19 protein-coding genes and 2 pseudogenes are annotated in these 26,811 nt (G+C 40.8%); 2 read left to right on the top strand and 19 right to left on the bottom strand.

Translation table 11 applies throughout. The features are described 5' to 3' along the window. The 17 genes from ABLV54_RS23180 to ABLV54_RS23100 form a co-directional block, all read right to left on the bottom strand. A partial coding sequence (locus ABLV54_RS23180; protein WP_348814237.1) for a mannose-1-phosphate guanylyltransferase/mannose-6-phosphate isomerase occupies positions 1 to 766 on the bottom strand: 766 nt, incomplete at its 3' end. A gap of 243 nt (positions 767 to 1,009) precedes the next feature. Further along, the gene (gene gndA / locus ABLV54_RS23175; RefSeq protein WP_248861069.1) at positions 1,010 to 2,416 is read right to left on the bottom strand and encodes an NADP-dependent phosphogluconate dehydrogenase; all 1,407 of its coding nucleotides are present in this window, start codon (positions 2,414 to 2,416) and stop codon (positions 1,010 to 1,012) included. A gap of 165 nt (positions 2,417 to 2,581) precedes the next feature. Further along, entirely contained in the window at positions 2,582 to 3,589 is a 1,008-nt protein-coding gene (locus ABLV54_RS23170; protein WP_348814236.1) for a polysialyltransferase family glycosyltransferase, read from the bottom strand. 14 nt (positions 3,590 to 3,603) lie between these two features. Then, positions 3,604 to 4,110, bottom strand: coding sequence for an acyltransferase (locus tag ABLV54_RS23165; RefSeq protein WP_248861071.1), 507 nt, complete (start codon positions 4,108 to 4,110; stop codon positions 3,604 to 3,606). Then, positions 4,100 to 5,350 carry an oligosaccharide flippase family protein gene (locus ABLV54_RS23160; RefSeq protein WP_248861072.1) on the bottom strand — a complete coding sequence of 417 codons (1,251 nt, stop codon included), beginning with the start codon at positions 5,348 to 5,350 and terminating at the stop codon, positions 4,100 to 4,102. The genes ABLV54_RS23165 and ABLV54_RS23160 overlap by 11 nt, the downstream gene beginning before the upstream one ends. After that, positions 5,350 to 7,590, bottom strand: coding sequence for an N-acetylneuraminate synthase family protein (locus ABLV54_RS23155; protein ID WP_248861073.1), 2,241 nt, complete (start codon positions 7,588 to 7,590; stop codon positions 5,350 to 5,352). The genes ABLV54_RS23160 and ABLV54_RS23155 overlap by 1 nt, the downstream gene beginning before the upstream one ends. A gap of 2 nt (positions 7,591 to 7,592) precedes the next feature. Continuing rightward, complete coding sequence (locus tag ABLV54_RS23150; RefSeq protein ID WP_248861074.1) at positions 7,593 to 8,282, bottom strand: acylneuraminate cytidylyltransferase family protein; 690 nt, start codon at positions 8,280 to 8,282, stop codon at positions 7,593 to 7,595. Between the two features lie 36 nt (positions 8,283 to 8,318). Next, positions 8,319 to 9,473: a glycosyltransferase family 4 protein gene (locus ABLV54_RS23145; protein WP_248861075.1), complete on the bottom strand. Its 1,155-nt coding sequence runs from the start codon at positions 9,471 to 9,473 to the stop codon at positions 8,319 to 8,321. 67 nt (positions 9,474 to 9,540) lie between these two features. Continuing rightward, entirely contained in the window at positions 9,541 to 10,545 is a 1,005-nt protein-coding gene (locus tag ABLV54_RS23140) for a glycosyltransferase family 1 protein (protein ID WP_248861076.1), read from the bottom strand. Positions 10,546 to 10,562: 17 nt separating this feature from the next. Further along, positions 10,563 to 11,720, bottom strand: a complete 1,158-nt coding sequence (locus tag ABLV54_RS23135; protein ID WP_248861077.1) for a glycosyltransferase — start codon at positions 11,718 to 11,720, stop codon at positions 10,563 to 10,565. A gap of 53 nt (positions 11,721 to 11,773) precedes the next feature. Then, positions 11,774 to 12,985, bottom strand: a complete 1,212-nt coding sequence (locus ABLV54_RS23130; protein WP_248861078.1) for a hypothetical protein — start codon at positions 12,983 to 12,985, stop codon at positions 11,774 to 11,776. 31 nt (positions 12,986 to 13,016) lie between these two features. Continuing rightward, positions 13,017 to 14,408, bottom strand: coding sequence for a hypothetical protein (locus ABLV54_RS23125; protein WP_248861079.1), 1,392 nt, complete (start codon positions 14,406 to 14,408; stop codon positions 13,017 to 13,019). A gap of 56 nt (positions 14,409 to 14,464) precedes the next feature. After that, positions 14,465 to 15,892 (bottom strand): undecaprenyl-phosphate galactose phosphotransferase WbaP, encoded by a 1,428-nt coding sequence (gene wbaP / locus ABLV54_RS23120; RefSeq protein WP_248861080.1) that lies wholly within the window; start codon positions 15,890 to 15,892, stop codon positions 14,465 to 14,467. A gap of 90 nt (positions 15,893 to 15,982) precedes the next feature. Beyond that, positions 15,983 to 18,139, bottom strand: coding sequence for a polysaccharide biosynthesis tyrosine autokinase (locus tag ABLV54_RS23115; protein WP_348814235.1), 2,157 nt, complete (start codon positions 18,137 to 18,139; stop codon positions 15,983 to 15,985). A gap of 19 nt (positions 18,140 to 18,158) precedes the next feature. Then, a complete protein-coding gene (locus ABLV54_RS23110) occupies positions 18,159 to 18,593 on the bottom strand; it encodes a protein tyrosine phosphatase (protein ID WP_248861082.1) in 435 nt (144 codons plus the stop codon). Positions 18,594 to 18,597: 4 nt separating this feature from the next. Next, positions 18,598 to 19,731 (bottom strand): polysaccharide export protein, encoded by a 1,134-nt coding sequence (locus ABLV54_RS23105; protein WP_248861083.1) that lies wholly within the window; start codon positions 19,729 to 19,731, stop codon positions 18,598 to 18,600. 145 nt (positions 19,732 to 19,876) lie between these two features. Further along, the gene (locus ABLV54_RS23100; RefSeq protein ID WP_248861084.1) at positions 19,877 to 21,316 is read right to left on the bottom strand and encodes a capsule assembly Wzi family protein; all 1,440 of its coding nucleotides are present in this window, start codon (positions 21,314 to 21,316) and stop codon (positions 19,877 to 19,879) included. 328 nt (positions 21,317 to 21,644) lie between these two features. On the opposite strand from ABLV54_RS23100, the pseudogene ABLV54_RS23095 reads away from it, so the two are divergent. Beyond that, positions 21,645 to 21,728 (top strand): annotated as a pseudogene (locus ABLV54_RS23095) (hypothetical protein); the annotation flags it as partial. A 540-nt stretch (positions 21,729 to 22,268) separates the two neighbouring features. Here the strand turns inward: ABLV54_RS23095 and ABLV54_RS23090 are convergent. Both ABLV54_RS23090 and galF read right to left on the bottom strand, forming a co-directional pair. Continuing rightward, on the bottom strand, positions 22,269 to 22,898 hold the full coding sequence (locus ABLV54_RS23090; protein WP_248861085.1) for a phosphatase PAP2 family protein: 630 nt from the start codon (positions 22,896 to 22,898) through the stop codon (positions 22,269 to 22,271). Between the two features lie 360 nt (positions 22,899 to 23,258). After that, positions 23,259 to 24,187: pseudogene (gene galF, locus ABLV54_RS23085) on the bottom strand (GalU regulator GalF). A gap of 758 nt (positions 24,188 to 24,945) precedes the next feature. On the opposite strand from galF, the gene ABLV54_RS23080 reads away from it, so the two are divergent. Then, positions 24,946 to 26,529: a TerC family protein gene (locus tag ABLV54_RS23080; RefSeq protein WP_023290384.1), complete on the top strand. Its 1,584-nt coding sequence runs from the start codon at positions 24,946 to 24,948 to the stop codon at positions 26,527 to 26,529. Positions 26,530 to 26,811 lie beyond the last annotated feature (282 nt).

The raw sequence follows: 26,811 nt of genomic DNA, 5'->3' as shown, positions 1-26,811 counted from the left end.
CCATCACCGCGTAGTCCACGGACTCGTCCGGGCACTCGCAGAAAATGTCATGCGGAATGCTGATGAAGTCGCTGCCGTCGTCGGCGGCATTCACCGCGGCCTGGCAGGCTTCGAGGATATCCGGGCGGAATTTAGCCAGCTCGGAGAGGTATTTTTTTGCGCGGAACATAAACATGCCGCTGTTCCAGTAGTACTCCCCGGAGGCGAGGTAAGCCTCGGCGCGCTCGCGGTCCGGCTTCTCCACGAAGCGGGCCACCTGGTACGGGGTGTGGGCGCTGCCGGTGAGCGCCACGCCGCGCTGGATGTAGCCGTAGCCGGTTTCCGGGGCGTTCGGCACGATACCGAAGGTGACCAGATGGCCTTCATCGGCATACTGCTCGGCGACGCGGATGGCGTCGTGGAAGACCGGCTGGTTATCGATGATATGGTCGGCGGCGAGGACCAGCATCAGCGGGTCGTCGCCGCGTCGGGTGGCCTGGAGGGCCGCCAGGGCGATGGCCGGAGCGGTGTTGCGCCCGACCGGCTCGAGAATAATATTGTTCGACAGCTTGTTGAGCTGGCGCAGCTGTTCGGCGACCAGGAAGCGGTGCTCTTCGTTACAGATGACCATCGGTTCATGGATTTCAAGGCCCGAGAGTCGGGTGATGGTTTCCTGCAGCATGGAGTTCTGCCCGTACAGCCGGAGGAACTGTTTCGGGTAAAGCTCGCGAGACATCGGCCAGAGACGACTGCCGGTACCACCAGCCATTATCACAGGAAGTAACATAATAATTTCCTTTAATTATAAACCCTGTTATTTAACACCCAGTAATTTACTGAGGCCAGAAGCAGATTAATATAGGCATACAAAAGTATAAATATGGCAAATTCTTAAAAGATAAATACTTGTGTTATTAGATACAGATAAACAAAGATGTAATGCAGATAAGATGATTGTGCTCAATTTATCTTAGAGTAACAAACAATAGATAACAGCCAGGCCAATTGGCCTGGCTGTAGCGTAAAAAGATTATTCCAACCACTCAGTATGGAATACACCTTCTTTATCAGTACGCTTATAGGTGTGCGCACCAAAATAATCACGCTGAGCCTGAATCAGGTTAGCGGGCAGAACTGCGGAACGGTAGCTATCGTAGTAGGCAATTGCGGCAGAGAACGTCGGTACCGGAATACCATTCTGCACGGCATAAGCTACGACATCACGCAGCGCCTGCTGATAGTCATCGGCGATCTGTTTGAAGTATGGCGCCAGCAGGAGATTAGCAATACCGGCGTTTTGCGCATAAGCATCGGTGATCTTTTGCAGGAACTGCGCACGAATGATGCAGCCAGCGCGAAAAATCTTAGCGATCTCGCCGTAGTTCAGATCCCAGTTGTATTCATCAGAAGCAGCACGCAGCTGGGAGAAGCCCTGAGCATAGGAAACGATTTTACCGAGGTACAGTGCACGACGCACTTTCTCAATAAATTCCGCTTTGTCACCAGCCGGCTGTGCCTGCGGGCCGCTCAGCACTTTCGACGCGGCTACACGCTGGTCTTTAAGAGAAGAGATATAACGAGCAAATACGGACTCGGTGATCAGAGACAGAGGTTCGCCGAGATCCAGTGAACTCTGGCTGGTCCACTTGCCGGTACCTTTGTTGGCTGCTTCATCGAGAATGACATCAACGAGGTATTTACCCTCTGCATCCTTCTTCGTGAAGATATCTTTGGTAATGTCGATCAGGTAGCTGCTTAGCTCGCCTTCGTTCCATTCGGTGAAGGTTTGCGCCAGCTCTTCGTTAGAAAGCGCCAGACCGCCTTTAAGCAGCGCATAGGCTTCCGCAATCAGCTGCATATCACCATACTCAATACCGTTATGCACCATCTTCACATAATGGCCCGCACCGTCAGCACCGATATAGGTCACACACGGCTCGCCGTCTTCAGCCACCGCCGCAATCTGCTTCAGAATCGGAGCTACCAGTTCGTAGGCTTCTTTCTGACCACCAGGCATGATGGAAGGCCCTCTTAAAGCCCCCTCTTCGCCGCCAGAAACCCCGGTACCGATAAAGTTTAAACCTTCGGCAGACAGTTCACGGTTACGACGGATGGTGTCCTGGAAGAAGGTGTTGCCACCATCAATGATAATGTCACCTTTATCGAGGTAAGGCTTCAGGGAGTCGATGGCGCTATCGGTGCCAGCACCGGCCTTCACCATCAACAGGATACGACGTGGTGTTTCGAGGGATTCAACAAACTCTTGTACTGTGAAGTAAGGAACCAGTTTCTTGCCGGGGTTTTCGGCAATCACTTCTTCGGTTTTTTCACGCGAGCGGTTGAAAACGGAGACGGTATAACCACGGCTTTCGATGTTAAGCGCAAGGTTGCGCCCCATCACAGCCATACCGACAACCCCGATCTGTTGTTTGGACATTACATACTCCTGTCAGGTGTGGTCACTGCGAGATGTTCGCAGTTGAACTATTCAGTATATATTAACTTAAAGATTGTAATTCGTATATAGAAATATCAAATCACAACATACAAGCAGAATATATGCATAGTCAATGAAAGAAATATTCCAGCAAGAAAAAAATAATCATGTGATTTGGTTGAAAATAAAAGATTCGCTCGGGTATTTTTTATAATTTTCATAAACATCAGATACAAAAACAGACCAAGAAGGATTAATAACCTTTTCAGGCAAACAAAAACATTCGATTATTAAATCCTTTCCACATATAGCATACATATTATCAAAAAGCGAGGAATAAAATCCAGCAATGATAGTAATCTTTTTCTCTGAAACTAAGGGGAGTAACTCAAATGGATAACCTAGTTTTTCCACGGGTATAACTTCCCTAATTCGCTCTAGCTTGTCTTCACTCTCGCGCCTGTGCGGAATATATACAACATCACAAGTGGAGTATTTCCCTTTAAGTTTATTAATCATTTCTAAAGTTATTAGCATCTCAATATTATTGTCATCAATAACACCAGCTTCAAAAAAAGGAGAACCAATAATATAGATTGTTATTTGTCCCTTAGAAAAGGATGCCATTTTACCCTGAAAAGATTCATATTTATGTAAAATCAATATATCGTGCTTGGCAATTTTATTAGTAAGATCATATACAGAGAAAAAAACAATTGGCTCAATAAATGCATCCACAAAACCTAAGGCACGCATCAACAGATCGCGCATTAATCTCTTAAAATGCCGATAAGTTCTATTGATACGCAGTGTTGCAGTACCATCATCCAAAATTACAACCTTACGTTGTGAAAACTTCCCACAGATATACCAAAAAATCATCGATCTGTATTCGCCACCAATCAATAAAAATGACTCCTTACTATTACTGAGGAAAGCATCAATAGTCTTCTTTATCTTGAAAATATTTTTCTTGCCGGCCTCAATATCAATTTCAAAGATTGTTTTAGCTTTAAGTTTACTTAGAACAAAAGATATCTGAGAGTAATTATGTAAAGAGACGGTAGTTTTTTTATTAATAATCAAAATATCAACTGTTATTTTATTAACCTCTACATACTCTAGTAAATTAAATGCTTGCAATGGAGATTCAATATAGGCCAAGTATTTCAAGAAACCCCCTAATATTAATGAAATGACTTCTCATTTTTTAATTTATAATAATGCTCTTTATCTCTCCATGAGAAAACTTTTGCGGGATGACCACCAGCAATAGCTAATGGAGGTATATCACACACAACAACACTACCAGCCTGTATAATAGCCCCCTCACCAATTGTAACACCTGGCAATAAGATGACATTAATTCCAAGCCATACATTATCCTCAATTATTGTTTCTTTGATTATATATGTTGTGTCGTAAGGAATTGCGCTCCCCATATGATTATGATTCTCAGTCAAAATAATACAACCAAACCCACAATGAAAATTATTACCAACTTTTACCCGCCCCTTACCTATGATGTTCAATCCATTAGAGTTAAAATTATCACCCAACGAGGTTTTAGATGTCACATTAGTTTTAAAGTTAATTTTTAAATTTTCACCTATACTCAAAGCGTTACGACGCACTTTATTAGCATAGATAGCTTTCAAAATATTTCTATATATCTTTTTTATCTTACGAATCATTCATACTCCTCCTCATTGCTTTAATATTTTTGCTGCAAACGTAGGCCGTAGCAATACATGCAAACGCACTAGAAACAGTATATACAACGCAAAACATCTCGACCGAAATGTGTATTAATATAACACAAAGGATACCAATGAGATGGACAAGCATTGATGAAGCGGTAATGGTCGAAATTATCTTGTTCCTCTTGTAAAAAAACAGCACATGAGTATAGATATAATAAATACACATAAAAGCCGTCCCTGGGAGTAGATAGTTAAAATAGAGTATTGCCTTATTGAATTTATGGCTAAAAAGATAAGGGAATGCATAAGGGGTAACGATATAATAAACAAGGGCACAAAACAATACAAAACAAACATATATATATTGAATTCGTTTAACAGAAAGGAAATCCTTTTCATTCAGATATCTGTAAATAAACGGTTGAAAAGCTTGAGAAATGACACTAAAAAAGAGCATTAATATTGATGATAGCTGTAATGCAAGGCCATAAACGCCGACAACCGCAACACTCATATAATGGGCAATAAAAAAACGATCGATTGTTGATTTTATCCAATAACTAGCATGATGTGGCCACAGAGATATTCCATATAACATAATTTCCTTATATGATTGCCGTTTACTTGTCCTCCTTTTGCTATAATCCACATTTATTTTTGAAAAAATAGAATAGGAATAAAAAAGCTGAACTAAAAGAAAAGATAATGTTACCGCCATTAATCTATATTCGGCAGTTCCATCTAATAAAGAAAATAGAGCAATCGTAAATAATACGTTGAGAACTGATAATGAGAATTGCCCAATAGAAGCTAATTTATATGTTTGGCTAATCCTTAAGTGTGAAAGATTAATAACATTAACCCCTTGTACCAAAGACGCAAAAACAATAAAAAAAGCAGCAGAAAAAGGAATGTTAATACTCAAGAAAAATTTAAAAAAAACAAAAACTAACAAAATAAAAATTGATGAAAAAATGGCCAAATTAATATTGTCGTGTCTAAAAATTAAACTTGCATTTTCATTCTCCTGTATATATTTGACTGGCAAAAGTCCTTGTCCACTAAAGGATATTAATATAATAAGTATTTGAATAAAAGAAAGATATAATGTCAACAGGCCATATTCAGAGACTCCCATTTTGGAAGTCAAATACGGTAAAATAAGGAAGCCAATCAGCTTCCCTAAGATATCACCTGCTGATAGCATCGCTGCACCAGCTAATTTTTTCATTATAGATATTTTTCCAAGAAATCTAAAGCACCCCAGAAACCCTCACCGCTATTTTTATGGCCCTGCCATACTTCAGGGATGAATTGAATATTAGGCGCATCTCGATTAAGATCCTCCGCCAGTATTTCAAAATCCACATCGCCCTTACCGATTTGTACCCCTTCGCCATCAACGCCTAATGCATCAACAATGTGCATATGTGCTGTATATTTTGCAACAGCTAATGTGAATTCGTGAAAATCCCAGCCATAATAATTACAAGCCATCATCGAGTGAGATGTATCAAAACAAATACGATAGCCTGTATTGCTACAAAAATCAGAAATTTCAGTATAATCAACAAATAAATTATGGTAACTCTGCCCACCAAAATGCCATGGAAATGGAGGCATCGTTTGAATAATTATTTCAACACCCTCTTGGTTAACTTGGGATAGCGATTCAGCTACACGCTTATAGAGCTGGGCTGTCTTTTCTTTAGGTATAAAACCTTTAGTATTGAATCCGCCAGCATTTACTACTATAACAGGCCGTTCTGTAACAGGGAAATAATGTTTAAGTTGCCGGGTTATCTCGCATACTTTGTTTAAATAATCAATGGATTTGATTCTATATTTATCATTTTCAGAGGCAAGATCAAGTATATGATCATTAGCAAACAATTCGGGGCTATGAACCGCAAATCCCATTTCTTGTTGATCAATAAAAAAGTCAGCTAAATTAAGTTCAAGATCTTGATAGCTTAAATGAAATTCAACAAAATCAAGGTTTGATTTAGCCTTGAGCTTATCATAATCGTGATAACGAACAGGAATACCAAACGGACGACTAAATGAATAATTCCTTGATTCAACTGGCACGTCATTTAAATCAGACTCATAAAAAAAATCACCCTTTACAAAATCTCTAATAGCACTCCGCCCAATTAACTGGTCGATATATAATGGCTGTAAACCTTGCCCAGGACTTTTAATCTCAACCATACTGCGAGTTATTATTTGCCCTTTTTTTAGATCTTGATTAATGATCAAACTTTTTGCGAGATTCTCACGATTTATCATTTCACCTTGCGTGATTAACCTTTCACCTCCCTTACCCATTGACTCTTCGACCTCGCGAATCTTAGATACCATATCTGAAAATTCATTTGGAAGTAATGAAACCTTATGGTCATTGCCTTCCATTGCTTTATCAATAGTAAAGTGTTTTTCGATTACCTTAGCTCCAAGTGCAACTGCTGCAATAGGAATAGAGATACCACGTTCGTGTCCAGAATAACCAACAACGCCACCAGTAATATTTTGTAATCTTTTTATATAGGATAAATTTACATCTTTGAATGGTGTAGGATAAGTAGAATTACAATGCAAAATTACAAATTGAGCACTTAAAGATTTAAGGAATTCAACAGATTTTTTGATTTCAGCTTCAGTACACATCCCAGTGGAACAAATTAGTGGTTTACCTGTAGCAGCAAGTGCTTCTAACATTTCATGGTTGGTAAAATCTGCCGAAGCAACTTTATATGCTTCCATTCCATACTGCTCTAGTACGTTAAGACTATTTAAATCCCAAGGTGTACACATTGGTGTCAACCCTTTAGCTTTGCAATAGTCAAAAACTTCAATCAAACTTTCGTTACTTAATTGAAAACGACTAAGCAGATCATGTGTATACTGAGCACCAAGATCTGCTGATTTATCTTTATCCTCGCCTCCTTTATACAACTGACCTAAATCCCTCATTTGAAATTTTACGCAATCAGCGTTAGCTTCAACAGCAAGATCAACAAGATGTTTTGCCAAGTTGATATCACCATTATGATTATTACCAATTTCAGCAATAATAAACGCGGGTGAGGACTCTGAAATGACATGCTTGCCAATTGAAATACCTCTATCATCTTGTATCGCAACCGCTACAAAACGTCGATATTCATCGATTAACGGTATAACATTTATGCCCTTGGTAAATAAACTCTCGATGTCTCTACGAGAGGCATCAATCCTCTTTGAGAGAAATGCGGTGTTCATCACTTGGGAAATCTCAATATTAAAATCGAAATCGCCGGTAGTTATCCAACGACGAAAGTCACCATCTGAAAACGAACCACTGAGTTTACCATTTTCATTTACAATAAATACAATTCTGTTTTTGTTCTGATTAATTTTTTCGAGAGCTTTTAAAACTGACTCGGTTTCGAAAACAAGAAAATCTGAAACTTTATTTTGAATCAACATAATTAGCCCTCAATTCTTTTCTGTAAAATAACTTCTACAATATCCCAATCAATCTGAGTATCAATTTCAAAGCTCTCTTCCTCAGGCATCACAAAAGAAGCAATTTTACCTCCAAGTCTGTTTTTCGTTTCCATAAGAATATCTGTTTTAGTAATATAAACAGAACCATTTTCCTTAAATTTTATATTTTCAGGAAGAATATCCTGTCTACGTGGACGGTTCATATAATCATATAAAGCCTTTGGCTCAATAGAATTTTCCCATAAAAAATGCCAAAACTCACAAACGGTAAGCAATGAATCAGCATTTTGATTTATTAATTTTTCAAAAGCACTATCAATTACTTCGGAACTTCGAACTGGCGATGTTGCTTGCAATAAGACTGTAAAATCTGGTTTATAACTTTCATGTTCAGCAAGCCAATTGATGCAATGGATCAAACTGGGCTCAGTAGGAGCCTTATCATTTGCTAATTCTGAAGGCCGTAAAAAAGGAACTTCAGCACCAAAATCCCTTGCAATTTTTGCAATTTCTTCTGAATCAGTGCTTACTATAACACGCTCAACAGATTCTGATTGTAGAGCATGTTCAATGCTCCATGCAATAAGAGGTTTCCCTGCAATATATTTGATATTTTTACCAGGAATCCCTTTTGAACCGCCTCGTGCAGGTATTATAGCTAAATTACTCATTTTATTACCTTATCAATGACAAAAGATGTTTGACAATTAATATACAATATTCTTTGACTCTCTAAAACTTTTCCATTTATCGTCTACATAAGTTGTAATATCTTTTCTAAAACGCTCCTCAGAAAATAATTCAGCTCTTTCCCTGGAATTAAAAGGATCAAAAATATCATATTTTTCTTCAAATTTCTGAATTACAGAGCATATTGATGAAACAGATTGCTCTTCGAAAAAAATTCCTGTTGGTTTGTTTTCGCCTAACGGTACAACAGATTCTAATACACCACCTTTACCAAAGGCAATTACGGGAGTGCCACATGCCATAGCTTCAACAGGAGAAATACCGAAATCTTCTTCTGCACAAAAAACAAATGCTTTTGCCCTTTCCATTAGCTCATTCATTTTATCATTATCTTGATAGCCAAGAATTTCAATATTGGATGATGCTTTCAACTTTATTTTTTTCATTTCAGGACCGTCACCAACAACAATTAATTTTTTATGGGGCATATGAGTGAAGGCTTCAACGATTAAATCAACACGTTTATAAGGTACTAATCTAGATGCTGTTATATAATAGTCATCTTTATTGGTATTGAGTTTAAAACGATTTGTATCAACTGGCGGATATATAACATCTGCAGTCCTGCCGTACACTTTCTGAATTCGTCTTGCAATAAATTTTGAGTTGGCTACAAAGTGATCAACTCCGTTTGCAGTACGCACATCCCATATTCTCATTTTATGCAATATCCAGCGTGCAATAATCGATTTACAACCTTTATCCAGAGATGATTCTCTTAAATATTGATTTTGCAAATCCCATGCATACCGTATAGGAGAATGTACATAACTAATATGTAATTGGTCAGGTCCAGTAAGGACACCTTTTGCAACAGCATGGCTACTGGACAGTATAATCTGATGTTTGGTAACATCGAGTTGCTCAATTGCGAACGGCATTAGAGGTAAGTATTTTTGATAATTTTTTTTTGCATTTGGTAATTTTTGAATAAAACTAGTATGAATGGTTTTATTTAAAAATTTATTTTTATCTTCTTTTTTTAAGAAATCAATAACCGCATATAACTCTGAATCAGGGAAAGCATTAATAAATTCTGCGACTACTTTTTCTGAACCAGCAAATGTTACCAACCAATCAGTCACAATCCCTACATTAATTCTATTTATCATATTAAACCTTATAATTAAAGAGAAGCAAGTTCATTTTGAAATAAATATAAAATTGCATTATATAATTCTATGAAGATTGAAGACGTAATTTAATGTGGTTAATTTCATGTTTAATTATGCGAGCTGTTTCATCCCAAGAGAAATTTTTAGAACGCTCAAGGCCTTGATTAATAAGAGTATCTCTAACGTCTTGATCTGTAATTAATGTTTCCATTCCGGCAACCATTTCATCTATAGAATTAGGATCTATCGTGATCGCACAACCAGTCGCTAACTCACCTAAGGCGGTTGTATTTGAGGCTAACACGGGAATGCCACAAGCCATCGCTTCAATAACAGGTAAACCAAAACCTTCATATAATGAAGGCATTAGAAGACCTTTGGCTCCTCGGTAATATTTTGGAAAATCATTCTCACTGATTCGTCCACAAAAAATGATATCCTTTGTAAGATTTTTAAATTCTATATATCTATTAATTTGATCATTTGGCGAGCCTGTAAATAACAACTTAATATTATAGTTTTCCCTCAAAATCGCAAAGGCATCAATTAACCGTTTCTCATTTTTATGTTTTTTCCTATTGCTCACACAGAGAAAATACTCGAATCCTGGAAGAAATTTTTCTCCTTTTGGCGAAAACCCACTAGACACACCATTACCAACAACAACAACTTTCTCAGGATTTACATTACTCCATTCGACAATTCTGCTTTTAGAAAACTCTGAAACAGTAAATATTTTCAAACATTTTCTGCAACCTCGCTTCAATACGAATTCATAATAAAATGATTTTAGAAGGCTGTCATTACCTTTAATATCAATGTGATTTAAATCATGGATAGTTATAATTGATTTATCAGCAAAGAAAAATGGTGCATTAAAACCTGGCGTAAAGTACACGCATTTAGATGATTTTAAATACCAAGGAGTAATAAAAACATCAAGTGGGTTGGTCGGCCTGAGTTTATTATCAATGAACGCATCAAATTTTATCCTATCAGCGATTTCTTTTGCGAAACGACCAATACCGTGTTCTCCAGTCCATCTTTTGTCATATAGAACTTTATACATATATTCTTCGACCCTAACTATCGGAGTAAAGATGACCATTTTGAAAGAATAGTTTCAGTTTCAAATGCAACAGTATCAAACTTAAACTCAATTTGAAAATTGAAGTACATAACAATTATATTAGCTAATTGCTCACTTGAACTAAATAAAAAATTTTTGTTGTTCTCTAGTAGTTCAGGAATCCCCCCCGAACTTTTCGCGGCCACTGGCACTTTACGACCCAGACTTTCGATTACAACTCTACCAAAAGGTTCCTGCCAAAGCGAAGGTACTACCAGTAAATCTATCGTGTCTAAAAATTCATTTGCATTCATATTTCCTAAAAACACAGCATTTATTTTATTTTCATAAGCAATTGTTTTCAGGTTATGTATATATTCTTCATCGCCATCGCCAGCAATCATTACTGTTATACGTCTACATAATGAACTCTCCTTTATATTATTAATGGCTTCAAATAATAATTCAATTCCTTTAGTAATATGTATACGGCCTATATATCCAATTCGATAATCATCATTATTTCGCCCCTCATATTTTTTAGTATCAATTTTATCATCCAAGCACATATTATAAATCACTTTTTGTAAAGCATTAGGGAAATAGCCATTTGCAATATGTTTATCTAGAATATATTGACTTATCCCTATGACATCAGTTACATATTTTGAATTAATTTTTTTTGGGTATGTTAAGATCTTACATCCACCACACTGTTCATTACAATTCTCATTCTTATACATATTGGCATTAACGCACAATAAAGAGTAGCTACGAAGTATATGAATGATTCTAATCTGCTTAGCACTGGCAATTTTCCATACGATAGAGGATATATCTTCTATCGTACTTGTTATGATTATATCTGGATTAATGTCACCTAAAAGCTGATTGAGTTGTTTCTTCATAAAGATATTATTCGAATCAATACAATGCCACAACAGCTTTACAATTTTACTATCTTTTTTCTCCAAAGACCAATATAGATTTTTGTACGGAATTCTATATATGGACACTTTACTTTCTTTTCTGTACTCTTTCACACTATTTACAGCAACAACGTTAATTTGATATCCGAATTCAGATAATTTTTCTGCTAGCATCTTAGTAGAAATTTCCCCTCCACCTCCTATGCTGGGTGGATAAGCACGACAAAATATTAATACATTCTTCATTGTCACCTTCTATTACATTAATGAATATAGTTTTGCTTATGCATTTATAATTATCAGGATATTTTAGGTAATGAATTTTTATGCCAAAGTGTGCAAAGACCCATAATTATGAAGACGTTTGTTGCTGTAGGTGGCAGCCAAAAAGCACCATCCGATAAGGAAGCACTAAAATATGCAACAAAGGGTAAAATATAAGGGGATGAAAAAAATACACGAATTTTTGATATAATAAATGCCACAAAGAAAAACAACATAGAAATTCCAAAAATTTGCAGTATTGCACCCGGAAGAATTTCATAAACCTCTAAGAAAGGTTTATTATAAAACAACATTCCATTTATTAATAACCATGGGGTTTGACTAATATGCTCAACGTAATCATTAATTTTTTCCATTCTGCCACCGCCTGCGGACAGATCCCTATTTAAAACTCGTTCATATATAAGTTGTGAAAAAATGTTATCAGTACTTAATATAACAATTGCAATAATGGCGAGAAAAAGCCCGCCAAAAAAAATCGCAATAACTGACGCTGAATTTCTATTTCTAGAAAAAAAGACCATCCATATAATCGCTGCAATCATCCCTAAATAAACAGAAGCAGAAGCAGTCAGAAGCACCGTAATACCCAATAAAGTCATCGGTACTATTATTTTTTTCTTATCAGTAATATTATTAGCAATAACAGCAAAACCAATTAATAGTAGATTAGCTCCAAACAAATTTCCGTTCTGATAAGTAGATGTTGCCTTTAAATAATTCATTCCCCAAATCATATTATTTTTACCTGCTAAGAAATTTGGAGTCAGTGCATCTTGGAATGAAGCTGTTATCCCCGGAATAACTACTGTATAGTCACCTAAAATTTTCTGTAAAAAAGCATAGCCAATTAAAAAATAAAACACGTAAATAAGTTTCTTCTTCCATTCGTAATCGTTTTTTAGACTAATAGCTCCATAATAACAATAAAAAGAAAATATAGATACAATGTATGCTAACAAAGCTGGTATACCCAGATAGGATGCCCCAGAGAAAAAGACTGCAGTAAATGAAAACTGGTTAAATAATAAAGTAGTTAACAACGAAATAATCGGAATAATACACCATAAGGATTCCTTTCTCCTGCTAAATCCGTACTTAACACCCAATGCCATAAAATAAAATGAACTTATTAATGATAAGTACAGTGGAAATCCACTTATTTTCAACCCAGCTTTTGGAAACGCTAATGTAATATAAATAAAAAAATTCTTTACTGATTTCATTAATTATTCCATGTTAACTCCATAAAACTATTTAATTCGCATTCATAGTTTCTATGGTTATGTTTGAATTATTGTCTAGTACTTTATCTGTATTCTCAGCATTAATTTTCAGTTCAAACTTAATGTGTCTGTCTGCATTGTTAGTATTATTCTTTATTATTACCTTTGGCGCTTTACTTTTATTTATTTCGATTACCCCCATTCTACTATCAGTATTGTCTGTTATGGATTTAAAATCATTCCCTACAATTGTAATCACTGCATGTGGTTTATTAACGTTTGAAATTTTAATAAAACTTAATTCATGTATAATACGTTCAGAATAATAAAAAGAATTGTCCTTAATTGTTATATCTCCATTGTTATTACTATCTAACTTTATAGCAACATTGTTAAACCGATTTCTTTCTATCAGCAAATCATCCACTGCACCGTGTTGTGCAAACCTCGAAATACCACTCTTACTTAAAAATGAATTATTCCGGAATATAATATTTTTATTATTTCTCCTTTGAGATGAATTGAATATAGCACCAGCATCAGTCTTATCTGAACACACTATATTATTAAATTCAAAAACTATATCATTGCAAACAAAAAAAGTAGACAATCCGCCGTTTTTGAAATATTTAACGGTGTTTTTACTAGCCACACATCCAGTACAACCTTCGAAGTCAATTCCTACGTCCCCCCCATTTTCAACATAGTTCTCTGTTATGAGAACCCGTTCCGCCATTGCCCCCCATATACCTCCTTTTACTACATCACATACATGGTTATTATTTAAAATGATATTTGAACATCTTTTATTTCTATCCTTACTATGTTTTGGATTCGCATCTCCTCCCCAAAATAATAATCCATGATAATACCCTTTAATATTGCATTTACTACAAGAAGAATCATTAACGTACCTGAATTCTAAAAAAGCTTTTCTAGTTCTTATGTTTTGTGCCATCCCTGAACAATTAGTGATCATTATATTGTCATTACTTGCGTACCTATTGTTATCTTCATTAGTTATACTACCTAACCTTAGGCCAAAACAAGTAAGTCCATCGATTGATATCGAATCTGACGCATTTTTAATATTGATAACTTCACAAGTGTCATCAAGCGCATGAAATACTCCGCCAATAATTTTTATATGCGAAGCATTGTTAATGCTAAATATACATTTAACGTGTGCTTCAGCAGTAACATATATCATTGCACCCTCTTCAAATACAAGCTTTGTATTTGAAGGAACATTAATTGGTTCATTTATGAAGTAATTTCCCTTCGGTACTACTATATCCTTTTTTCCTTGCATTAGCTCTTTCAGAGCTGTATATTTTTCTCCATCCTTTTCTTTTGATAATAAAGGAAATACTTTTACACTTATCAACGCTAAACTAAGACTAATAAAGTTACGTCTTTTCATAATGTTATTCGTTGCAAAAACAATACATGTTAGTCATAAGATGTTTTATATTAAAATCAGTATGCCCCTTCTTTACGTAACACAACAGAGACGGTCTTAAGTAAGATTACAATATCATTCCACATGGACCAATTTTTTACATACCATGCATCTAAATAGACTCTTGTGCCATAGTCAACATCACTTCGTCCACTTACTTGCCATAAACCTGTCATCCCTGGCTTACTTAACAAATAGTAATCCACTTCTTCATTATAGCGAGATAACTCTTCGTATATAATTGGCCTCGGTCCTACTAAACTCATTTCACCCTTAAGAACATTAAATAACTGCGGTAACTCATCAAGACTAGTACGTCTCAAAAAATGGCCAATCGAGGTGATTCTAGGGTCATTTTTTAACTTAAATGTTTCGTTCCATTCTTGTCTCGCTTGTTCGTCTGTTTCTAGTAAATTCCTAAGTACTTCACTTGAATTCACAACCATAGACCTAAACTTTAGGCACTTAAAGATATGCCCGTTTTTACCTACCCGAGGATGTCCATAAATCACAGGCCCTCCATCTTTTTTAACTTTAAGAGAGATATATGCAAGTAGAGGAAGAAGCAAAATGATGATACCTATAGATGCAATGATATCAAATGTTCTTTTCATCAACCTCGATGACCATTTCGCAAGATTATGCTGCACTCGGAAAATCATCACTTCATGACTAAATATGAATGACATATCAGTACTATCTAATGGTACACCACGGAGGGTTGGTATAACTGAAACAAAGCGATACCCACGGATCATTAATTCTCTCAGCCAAGTATTTCTAATGTCACCTTCATTAGATTCAACTGCAACAATAAACTGAAGGCGTTTATTAATACTACTTAACCATTTCTGATCTGCAGTGATCACCGGTATGTTATCGATTGAAGCTACGTTTCTATTTTGTGTTTCATGAGATACAAAACCAACAACTTTCAGCCCTAAATTTCGCTCACTTTTTATTGCAAGATATGCGTCATGTGCATTTTTTCCATCACCTATTATCCATGTTTCTCTTTGCCATACATCAAGGTGTTCGAGGGTAGCCTTAACTAAAATTCTCGCTATTGGTAAGATTAATAATGTTAAAAACCATGTTAGCAACCACAAGTATCTTGATATATACCATTCTGAAAAAGCCATAACTGCTAATTCGATAATCGAGAAAATTAATAGTGTTCTGAATATTTCTTTTAATTCATACCAAAATGTTTTTCGATAAAAATAATGTCGCAAGCGTGCGCCAAACCAACTGACACAAATAGCAGCTAAGATCCAGTGTAATAATATCAACCCACCCGCCTGATGTTCAGATATTCTGTACTGTGAATCAGTGACGACTAATGACATTATTCCAAATGAGAGATAAATAGAAACAATTATACTCATAAAGTCTGCCAAGGCCAAGGCAGTGCTGCATAATATATTCTTCATTAAATGAGTCATAAATTCCTCAACAACATCTGATACAATGTATCAGTAGCTATAGTATAACCATGTAAGTTTTTCTATAATTAATCATACAATATGACATACTTACTTTTTATCCGAATAGCTATAGCCATAGTTGCTATACCCATAACTATAGTAACTGCTTGCTTTTCTTATTACACCATTAATAATGCAACCTTTAATTGTTATCCCTGCTTGTTCACATCGTTTAATACTTACCGAAATTTCTTTCACGGTATTTTCTTCAAACCTTGCGACTAATAAAGAAGTACCTGCATAACGTCCTACGATTGTTGCATCTGTTACAGCTAAAATTGGCGGCGTATCAATAATCACCAAATCATACTTATTTCTTACTTGTTCGATAAGATTATTAAATCTTTCATGCATTAATAATTCAGCTGGGTTTGCCGGCACTTGCCCTCGAGGTATAAAATCAAGACCACAGTTTTCTATTGTAACTATTATTTCATTAATATCCCGTCCCTCAGATAAATACTCTGATAAGCCTACCTTCGATTTAGTTGTGAAAATTTCATGCACATATCCCTTTCTTAAATCTGCATCTATGAATAATATTCTTTTACCTGTTTGCGCTATAACTGCAGCCAAATTAGTGCTGATAAATGTTTTCCCTGCATTCGGACTTGCGCCTGATATCATCAGAATATTATTTCGTGCATCCATCATTGCAAAGTGAATACTTGTTCTTAATCCCCTGATTGCTTCAATAGCTAAATCGGCAGGATCAGTAATGGCCAAAAGTGTTTCGGTTTTTTGCTGCTTATGTGTTCCATTAAATTTATTATTTTTTGTCAAAGCTTCTGAAATCGGAACACTTGCATATACATTAACTCCGATCTCTTCAAGTTGTTCAGGTGATTCAATTCCTCTACGAAGTAACACACGAAAGAGTACAATTGCAATTGATACCAAAAATCCTAAAACAATGCCAATAAGTACTATTAATATTTTTTTAGGTTTCACCGGTGCAGGTTGCGTAATTGCCGTATCTATTATTCTAACGTTACCTATCGCACTAGATTTTGCGATACTCAGTTCCTGCTGTCGATTAAGTAGTTGCATGTAAACAGCACGGCCAGACTCTACGTCCCGGCTTAAACGCAGAACTTCCTGTTGCGTTGATGGCATTGCGCTTACTTTAGCATTCAATTTTTTTCTTTCTTGCTGTAATACTTGACGTTTTTCAAGAAGCGCTTTAAATGTTGGATGCTCTTTTGTGTATAATTGTGATATTTCAGCTTCTTTGAATGTTAACTGGTTAAGCTGGTTATCAATATTAACTATTTGATCCAGAACAGCTTTTGCTTCAAGGGATAAATCTACAGAGTCTTGTTGTCTACGATATGTGTTTAATTTATCTTCGGCAACATCAAGTTCTTGCCTAACCTTTGGCAATTGTTCATTTAAAAACTCGAGGCTTTTTTCGTTTTGAGCAGCCTGTCGTGCAACATTTTGCTCCAGATAATTTTCGCTTATATTATCTAATATTTTTCTAACTAATTCGGAATCATCTCCTGTCACTGTTAACAGAAGAATACCAGTGTCTTTCCCCTGGTCTGTTACATTAAACATATCCTGCAATTTTGCAATAGCCGTTAGTCGAGAATATTGTTGTATGGTGAAAACAGTTCCTTTGCTGGCTTTTATCTCATTAACTAATATAGAAAGATAGGCATTATCTAATTTTACCCCTACTTGCCCTTCGGCAGTAAAATTCTCACCCTCTACTTTATACTTTTGATTATTAACAACTGTAAATTTTATAACAGGACTAATTTCATTGGATGCATGTAATTCGAGGTGAGCAATGTCTAACGTACCAGACTTTTCACCAAGCAATCTTGCTAAACCTGAACCGACTACAGGTAAGTATTCCTGCTCGATATGATATTGTAGATTAAGATCATCAACTGTCTTACCCAATATCATCCTAGATTGTAGTAAAGCAATTTCTGGTGCTGATTGTGGCTGACCATCAGGTAACATTTGGTTCAGACTATTTAAAATCGCATTACCTTGTTTTTGCTCAACTTGAATAAGAGCGTTAGCCTGATATATAGGTGTTGCAAAAAGGGCATATAATATTGCCATGACGGTGAATGCCATCGTCACGGCGATAATTAACTTTCGATAGTCTATTATTTCTCCAATAAGTCGACCTAAGTCTAAATGTTCGCCGTCTTTTTCGGACATCTTATTTTTAATTTCTGTAGTCATACAATTTTATCCAAGAATATTAAGCCTGAAGTTTTTTCGCCCAAAGTTTACATGCTTGGTCAATCAGTATATAAACTGATTCGAATGCCTCGTCACTTTTACGATATGGGTCAGGTATTTCTTTTTGATTCATCCAATGACCTAATAACATAGTCTTCCCACGTAATTCAGGCGCTATCGTTGAAACCGCTTCAATCTGGTGCCTCTCCATTACTAAGATCAAGTCATATTGACGGCCTATATCTGCCGTAAATTTGATTCCTTTATGGCCGTCTAGAGAAACACCATGCTTATTCGCTATTTTTTGTGCCGTCAAGTCTGCCGCATTATTTACTAATGCAGCCAACCCCGCTGATTTGACTATTTTTGTTGGCATCATTTGGCGTAGCAACCGTTCTGCTATTGGTGAGCGGCAAATATTTCCTGTGCAGATAACAAGTATTTTATCAAACATAAATTTACCATTTGTGAATTGTGTTAACTGGCTCAACTGTATATCTGACACTATTAATTGTTGGTAATAATTGATTTATAACACGATTCCAGCGAACTATTGGGGCAGTTGTAACATATACAATATCATATGGTTGCAATTGGAATTCTGTCCCCAATACCATAGCAGATGCATCTTGAGCATTTAACTGATAAATACTTGCGATCTTCCCATTTTTTTCATTCTTCATTTGGCGGATAACAAAAACACCTGTAGCATCGGAAGTTTCCTGAGATATACCCTCCGCATTTCCTAAGGCTTCAGCCAAGGTCATACCACTTCGATCCATCTTAAGGGTTGTCTGTTTACCGACTTCACCTAAAATGAATACCTTGAGTTCATCATTTCTTGGAATATAAAGAATATCACCTGGATATAATAATCTATTCTGCGTGAGGTCACCTTTTTGCATTAATGCATATAATGATATCTTTGTGTCTTTTCCATTATGAGTTAAAACTACATTCCGCCAATCGGCATCAGCTGATAATCCACCAGCCGCATTTACTGCGTCCATTATTGTCAATGGAATATTAGTGATAGGCTGTTGCCCTGATTTTTGAACTTCACCTGTTACATAAACCTTTTGAGAGCGAAAAGCCGCCACACTAACATCAACTTGAGGACTTTCAATGTATGTCGTAAGTCGATTACTAATCTCAGTTCTAACCTGACTAAGAGTTTTACCTAAAACATTCACTCGGCCTATATATGGGTAGTAAATTGTTCCATCAGAGTTTACCCAGTTCCCAGTATCACTTGCACTGCGATATTGACCCGCCGGGGTTGTTAATTCTGGATGATCCCACACGGTAACCATCAATACATCACCAATACCAATATGGTATTCGTAACTTTTAAGTAACTCATCTAATTGCGGATTCGAACGTGCAATTATAGGATCTGTCCGGAGTTGAGCTATTAATTGCGGAGTCATTGGATACACATCAACCAGCTTATCCAAATCGTAATCGCTGTCCGGAAGTTCCACGACGTTTTTACGCAGACTGTTTAATCCCTGACCTGGGATGATTGTACAACCCGATAAAAAACCTATTGCCAACGCTAATGCCGAAAATCTAACAAGTTTTTTCTTCATAATGTCACATCATCAGTAAAACAAGATTTGCCAATTCCTGAGCAGCTGTCATAGCCGTTGCTTCCCTACCGGCTTGTGGAGAGAAAAAAGCTGACTGCGTCCTGCAGCGCTACCACCCTCTCTCCCCTGTTTTCAGCATTCAGCCTTATAAACTAAACGGTATTTCTATCCCTGCGCTGGCCCCAACGTCATCGCTGTCGCTGTTGTTAGCGTTGGTGTACCACAGGGAGGTATTCAAACGAACCGACTGATAAACATCGCCGCTCCAGCCCAGCTGTACACCTTTTAGAGTATCCGCATGAGGGAACGCTTTGTTGATCGACTGATTCTCCGGGTTAACCTTCGCGTATACTAAGCGCGTACTCCAGCGCTGGTTATCCTCCGTAATAAGCTCAACTTTACCAGCAACAAGTTGGCCATCCCCGCCCATTGAATCACCCAGCGGATAACCCTGCTGATAGTAGCCATCCTTATAGATATGATGGGTATAACTGTAATTGGTTCGGCTCATATTGGTGCGCGTGTCATGTGCTTCCACGTACCAGTTAACAGCATCCTTACCCCAGCCGTGGTGCCCTTCGATCCCGCCGAGGAACATATTTGCCGAAGGTAGAAAACCCGACTCATCCTCGCCTATCATCTGCCCGTAGAAGCTCACCGGCCAGCCAAGAGTCGGCTCAAGTTTGAACTTAAAATCGAACCCAGCCAACTGGTTGCCCGGTTCATTGGGATCGTTTGCGGCGGTATTGTCTTTACCGGTTAAACCATCCCAGAAGCTGCTAAATGACTCAGGCCGCCCTTCCCCACCCCACTGCATAATGCGCGACGCGCCTAATTCTAAAGACTGGAAAGGTGAAAAGGTGAAACGTCCGCCGATAATTTTGGCATGAGGCACAGCGGTATATTGATTCATCTGGCTGGCGGAGATCTGGTACTGCCATGGACCCACCCAGCGTAACCACCAGGTCTCTGGTGCGGCCTGCTCTGCTCGCTGCATCAGGAAGCCGGTCATAGGCCGCATGGCATCCCCGCGGATCAGGCTGCCTTCATAGCCCGGCCCCCACCACTGCGGTACCTGGCCAAAGGAGAGCCACTGGTTCCAGAACTTCACCGCGCCGTAGGCGCCGTTGGCGTTGAAGCGCGAGCCGTTGCTGATCCGCTCTCCCCCTTCGATGTTGCCCTGGAGGTGGACATCCCACCACTCGCCGCTGTTGTTGAACGCCAGGCCTAAGGAGTTATCTGCCGGCTGCGTCTGACCGAACCCCTGCGGGGTCCCCGGCTGGTCGGTTGAAGTGTAGCCGGTGACCCGGAAATCGGCTTTTAAAGCAGACAGTCGCTGATTGATACGGGCCAGCACCACTTGCTCAGAAGAATAGGACGGTTTGGCCTTTTTTAGCGCCCGGGCGATCTCTTCCTGGCTCAGCGGCCAGGTCGACAGGCTCAGATGAATGACCCCGCGATCGGAAAGCCAGGCAAGGTCGTTTCGCAGATCGTTATCATTTACCACTAACCCAGCCGCGTAAGCCTGGGCTCCCAGGGAAGAAAGCAAACCCAACGTCACGGCAATGCGCGCAATTTTTATCATTGTACAAGATCCATTTTCAGCCCCGCTGTCGTATCTCAATGAGAATGAGGGGAATACCAAGATAGAAAGCGCTCGCGGCACCAGCTGACTTCACTGTGCAACACCGGCGAGGCAAGTATAGTTACCCTAAGCTGTTTGATACCCTTATCACATCCACCCAGCTCACAATGTAGGCGAATTTTACCGTACAGGCTATCGATGAGACGGGAAAGTTGGTGTACCGGTGATATCAGCAGCCGCGCCTGACCCCTTTTGAGGATGTCTGATGAGCATCATAGATACCTGTGGCGGTAATCACCCAAAGAGCATCGAATTTTAAGGCCGTTCAGAGGAGGTATTTTGTGCAGCAACAGGTGGTTTCAGAGACGCTACCGCCCCTGGCTTAACAGCTACCAGCGCACTGACTACCTGAACGACTTATTTTATCGACCTGTGGATGAATAATTGGCCAGGCCTTTATTTTTGCGGCGTTAAGTTTACGGGATTTCGGTCACAATTGGGAGTCTTGTTACCGAATATCTGCCAGTTAATACCACCTGCCCTTTTATTGGCAAAAATAAGCGGTCAACACTTAAGATTATTCACTAAGTAAACGGCCAGACTGTGTCCAGTTGTTTCCAATCTATCAAGAATGAAGCTAACCATCTGTAAAACAACATCTTTTACGTTAAGGTTACGCCATTCAAAAATCAGATGATGGCGTTTAAGTCAACTACAATTTCTAATAGTTTCCTGGTAAGGAATATTCAGCAGACGTGCTCCAGGTCCTTTCTCAGCGCATATAAGAAACGTCTGATCACGGCTATATCCAGGCAAATATGCAATATCAATGTAGTAGCACTTCATTATTTCATAAATATGAATTATCAATTGCCCGGCATATAGTAGATTATTTTCTTATTTGACTAATTAACCAGCGAAAACTTAATTTCCCCTGTAAAACAAATGGCAATTACCAGGACTGCTTGTGCAGATCGTTGCGGGTAAAGGGCTTGTCCAACGGACCAATTGTAGTGGCGATCTGCCCCAGCAGGGACTGAGTCGGCGCTTTACTGCCGCTATGTAACAGGATAAGCGGAACCATCACCAAACATGCAAGTCCTCCCCAGGGAATATACATATATTCGGAATGAGTAGTGCGCTTTTGTAGTAGTAAGAATAATGCGCTGCCAGCAGCACCCAGCAGCAGGCCAGCGATCACTTCCGAGACGGAATGCGCATGGATGACCAGCCGTGAATACCCCACCACTGCGGCTAAAACATAGCCAGTGGCGACCGCTACTTTTTGCACACCCGCCGAAAAACGGGCGCTAAGCAGCCACAAGAAGATAGGCCAGAAGGCCGCGGAGAGCGCTGAGTGGCCGCTGAAGCCGGTGTAATCCAGCTCGCGAATACCCAATCCCCAGCCCATAAAGGCCAGTTTGGAGGCGCAGACGATGGCGCCGGTGATGCCGAACAGCAAACTCCACTGCCACGCCAGCAACCGCGACGTTTTACGCAGCATCAGAACAATAAACAGCGCCGCTGCGCTGGGCAGCAAAACGGTGCTATCGCCAAAAAATGAGATGAGTTGCCAGTTCATATACCTGTAATCCTTCGATGATGTCCACTGCCGTGCTCAGGGATTATCCATAATGTCTGTACCAGCTCGCATGCCAATTCATTTCACATTTTTATGCATGCAAGTGAGATGTTTAAAGCGGAAACATGATCGCAGTCAAGTTTTATTTTTGGCTGACGTTGACCGCTTTCCCTGCACTTTAGGAATTGTCGCACTAAGTGACTATCCATAAAGCATTATTGCCGCTACTCCGACCATTGCACCACAGAGGCCAGAGACAAACTACCAGAAGTCTCCGAAGCCATACGTTTCTTTACAATCGTTATAACATTCACGTTATGAATAAATTCTGCATAACGTTACGAGCGACAGGACCGATGTTCAGAGCCTGCCGCTCGGTCTCAGGCTGGCGTTCAGGCCAGCAGTTTTTTGATGCTTTCGCGGAATTTGGCGCCCTCTTTCAGGTTACGCATTCCGTAGGTGACGAAAGCCTGCATATAGCCCATTTTCTTACCGCAGTCATAGCTTTCGCCGGTCATCAGCATCGCGTCGACGGACTGCTTCTTCGCCAGCTCGGCAATGGCGTCGGTCAGCTGGATACGCCCCCAGGCGCCCGGCTCGGTGCGCTCCAGTTCGGCCCAGATATCTGCCGACAGCACATAGCGGCCCACCGCCATCAGGTCGGAGTCCAGAGTCTGCGGTTCGTCCGGTTTTTCAATAAACTCGACGATACGTGCTACCTGCCCTTCCGCCACCATCGGCTCTTTGGTCTGGATCACGGAGTATTCGGAGAGATCCCCAGGCATGCGTTTCGCCAGCACCTGGCTGCGGCCGGTCTCGTTAAAGCGGGCGACCATGGCGGCGAGGTTATAGCGCAGCGGGTCCGCAGTACCGCCGTCGAGGATGATATCCGGCAGCACCACCACAAACGGGTTATCCCCGACGACCGGGCGGGCGCAGAGGATGGAGTGGCCCAGACCCAGCGGCTGCGCCTGGCGCACGTTCATGATGGTTACGCCCGGCGGGCAAATGGCCTGGACTTCCGCCAACAGCTGGCGCTTCACGCGCTGCTCAAGCAGGGCTTCCAGCTCGTAGGAGGTATCAAAGTGGTTTTCCACCGCGTTCTTCGAGGAGTGCGTCACCAGAACAATCTCTTTGATCCCGGCGGCGACGATTTCGTCAACAATGTACTGAATCATTGGCTTATCAACGATCGGCAACATCTCCTTTGGAATTGCCTTGGTGGCCGGCAGCATATGCATGCCTAGTCCTGCGACCGGAATAACCGCTTTCAAATTCGCCATATTCATCTTCACCTGTTTGGTTGCAAAACACGCGGTTTTGCAAAATTGTACATGTCACAAATCCATTGAAACTGATAATACACGGATACTGCCCGGGCATCTGCCCGCCAAATTCTTAAATTCACTGTCACGTAAAAGAATACACATAACTCCCTTTTACCAACAGTTTGAAGTGAGAATAATCTTATTCTCGATCAGGTTATTCAGCGGCGCGTTTCTCTGCGCCGTGCAAAGTGGCCGAGATCCCCGTCCACAGGGCGCGCCAGCACGCCAGGGCTGCCGTGCCGCACCTATGCCCGCAAAGAATAGGTATAGATAATAAATTTATCCAGGCAATATATTTCAGCATTTACCGCTGGACAGGCCGCTATACAAGCCATAATCGGCGGAATAAAACCAGGAGCCGCCCTATTCTGCGCCCCCTTTATGAGCTGAATTATGCCGATTTTGCGAGGGATTACGCTCTTCCCCCATAGCGTAAGCATCACCTCTCGCTGCGATGAGCGGTGGCACAGCGCCGCTTTTGCGCCCTGGCGGAAAGCCAGCGGCAGACGTTCTGATATTGGCCCGCTTATTCCATGGCAACCGCCATGGTGTTATTTTTTCACTGTTCTTTACCGGAACATAATTCTTATCGGTTCGCTTAATCTGCTGGAAATATATCCACCCATGGCATAGCGCTATCCGCGTCGTTATTGCATTTTATACCCATCTTATCCATGATCGTGGTAACACATACCGCAGTCGTACAGGTTTTAATACATATGGAATGGATTGCCGATCCGTCAATCTGGGCAGGTCTCGTCACGCTGGTCGTTATCGAACTGGTGTTAGGTATCGATAACCTGGTCTTTATCGCTATCCTCGCTGAGAAGCTCCCGCCCGCCCAGCGCGACCGCGCGCGGATCACTGGCCTGATGCTGGCGATGGTGATGCGTCTCCTGCTGCTGGCCTCTATCTCCTGGCTCGTCACCCTTACCAAACCGCTGATTGTTTTTCACGACTTCAGCTTCAGCGCCCGCGATTTAATTATGCTGTTCGGCGGCTTGTTCCTGCTGTTTAAAGCGACCGTCGAGCTTAATGAGCGGCTGGAGGGAAAAGACAGCGATAATCCCACCCAGCGCAGAGGGGCCAAATTCTGGGCCGTGGTGGCGCAGATCGTGGTGCTTGACGCTATCTTCTCGCTTGACTCGGTGATCACCGCGGTCGGCATGGTCGACCACCTGGCGGTGATGATGGCCGCCGTGATCATCGCTATCAGCCTGATGCTGATGGCCAGCAAGGCGCTGACGCGCTTCGTTAACAGCCACCCGACCATCGTGATCCTCTGTCTGAGCTTCCTGCTGATGATCGGCTTCAGCCTGATTGCTGAAGGCTTCAGCTTTATTATTCCGAAAGGCTATTTATATGCGGCAATTGGCTTCTCGGTGATGATTGAAGCCCTTAACCAGCTGGCGCTGTTTAACCGCCGTCGCTTTCTCTCCGCCAATATGACGCTGCGTCAGCGCACTACCGAGGCGGTAATGAACCTGCTGAGCGGTCAGAAGGAAAAAGCTGAACTGGATGCTGACACGGCGTCGCTGGTCGCCGATCAGGACCATCATCCTTTGTTTAATCCGCAGGAAAGGTTGATGATTGAGCGGGTGCTGAACCTTAATCAGCGCAGCGTCAGCAGTATTATGACCTCCCGCCATGATATCGAGCGCATCGACCTCAGCGCGCCGGAGGAAGAGATCCGCAGCCTGGTGGAAAAAAATCAGCACACCCGCCTGGTGGTCACCGGCGGAAAGGATAATGAAGACCTGCTGGGGGTGGTGCATGTTATCGACCTGCTCCAGCAGTCCCTGCGCCAGGAGCCGCTGGATCTGCAGGCGCTGGTGCGCCAGCCGCTGGTCTTTCCGGAGGGGTTACCGCTCCTCTCCGCCCTTGAGCAGTTTCGTCAGGCCCGCACCCATTTTGCCTTTGTGGTGGATGAGTTTGGCTCCGTCGAGGGGATTGTGACCCTCAGCGACGTGATGGAGACCATTGCCGGCAATCTGCCCAACGAGGTGGAGGAGATCGACGCCCGGCACGATATTCAGCACCATCCGGACGGTTCGTGGACGGTTAACGGCCATATGCCGCTGGAGGATCTGGTGCAGTATGTTCCGCTGCCGCTGGATGATAAACGTGAGTACCACACTGTTGCCGGTCTGCTGATGGAGTATCTGCAGCATGTGCCGCAGGTGGGAGAAACCATTGAGATTGACGGTTATACCCTGCGCACGCTGCAGGTCGACAGCCATCGGGTGCAGAAGGTGCAGATCGTTCCGCCGGCAAAGCAGGATGAGCTGGATTATGAGGTGTAATCGTCAGGCATAAAACGGCCCGGGGTATCCCGGGCGGTGGGACGGCTAATCAAACCCATGCCTGATGGCGCTTCGCTTATCAGGCCTACGGGATGGCGACACAAACCCGGGGATTCCCCCTGCCGCACAACCCAGGCGGGGTCAGGCGTAGCCGCCGCCCGGCATCAACGTGACATCACACCTGGACGACATGCTCACATCACAGGGAATTGATGCTCTACCGCCATACTGCCTGATGGCGCTTCGCTTATCAGGCCTACGGGATGGCGACGCAAACCGGGG

The sequence above is a fragment of the Klebsiella sp. JB_Kp042 genome (assembly GCF_040065275.1).
GTDB classification, from domain to species: domain Bacteria; phylum Pseudomonadota; class Gammaproteobacteria; order Enterobacterales; family Enterobacteriaceae; genus Klebsiella; species Klebsiella quasipneumoniae.
Note: the sequence above shows the minus strand (reverse complement) of the source record. Positions and strands in the feature narration are given on the sequence as shown.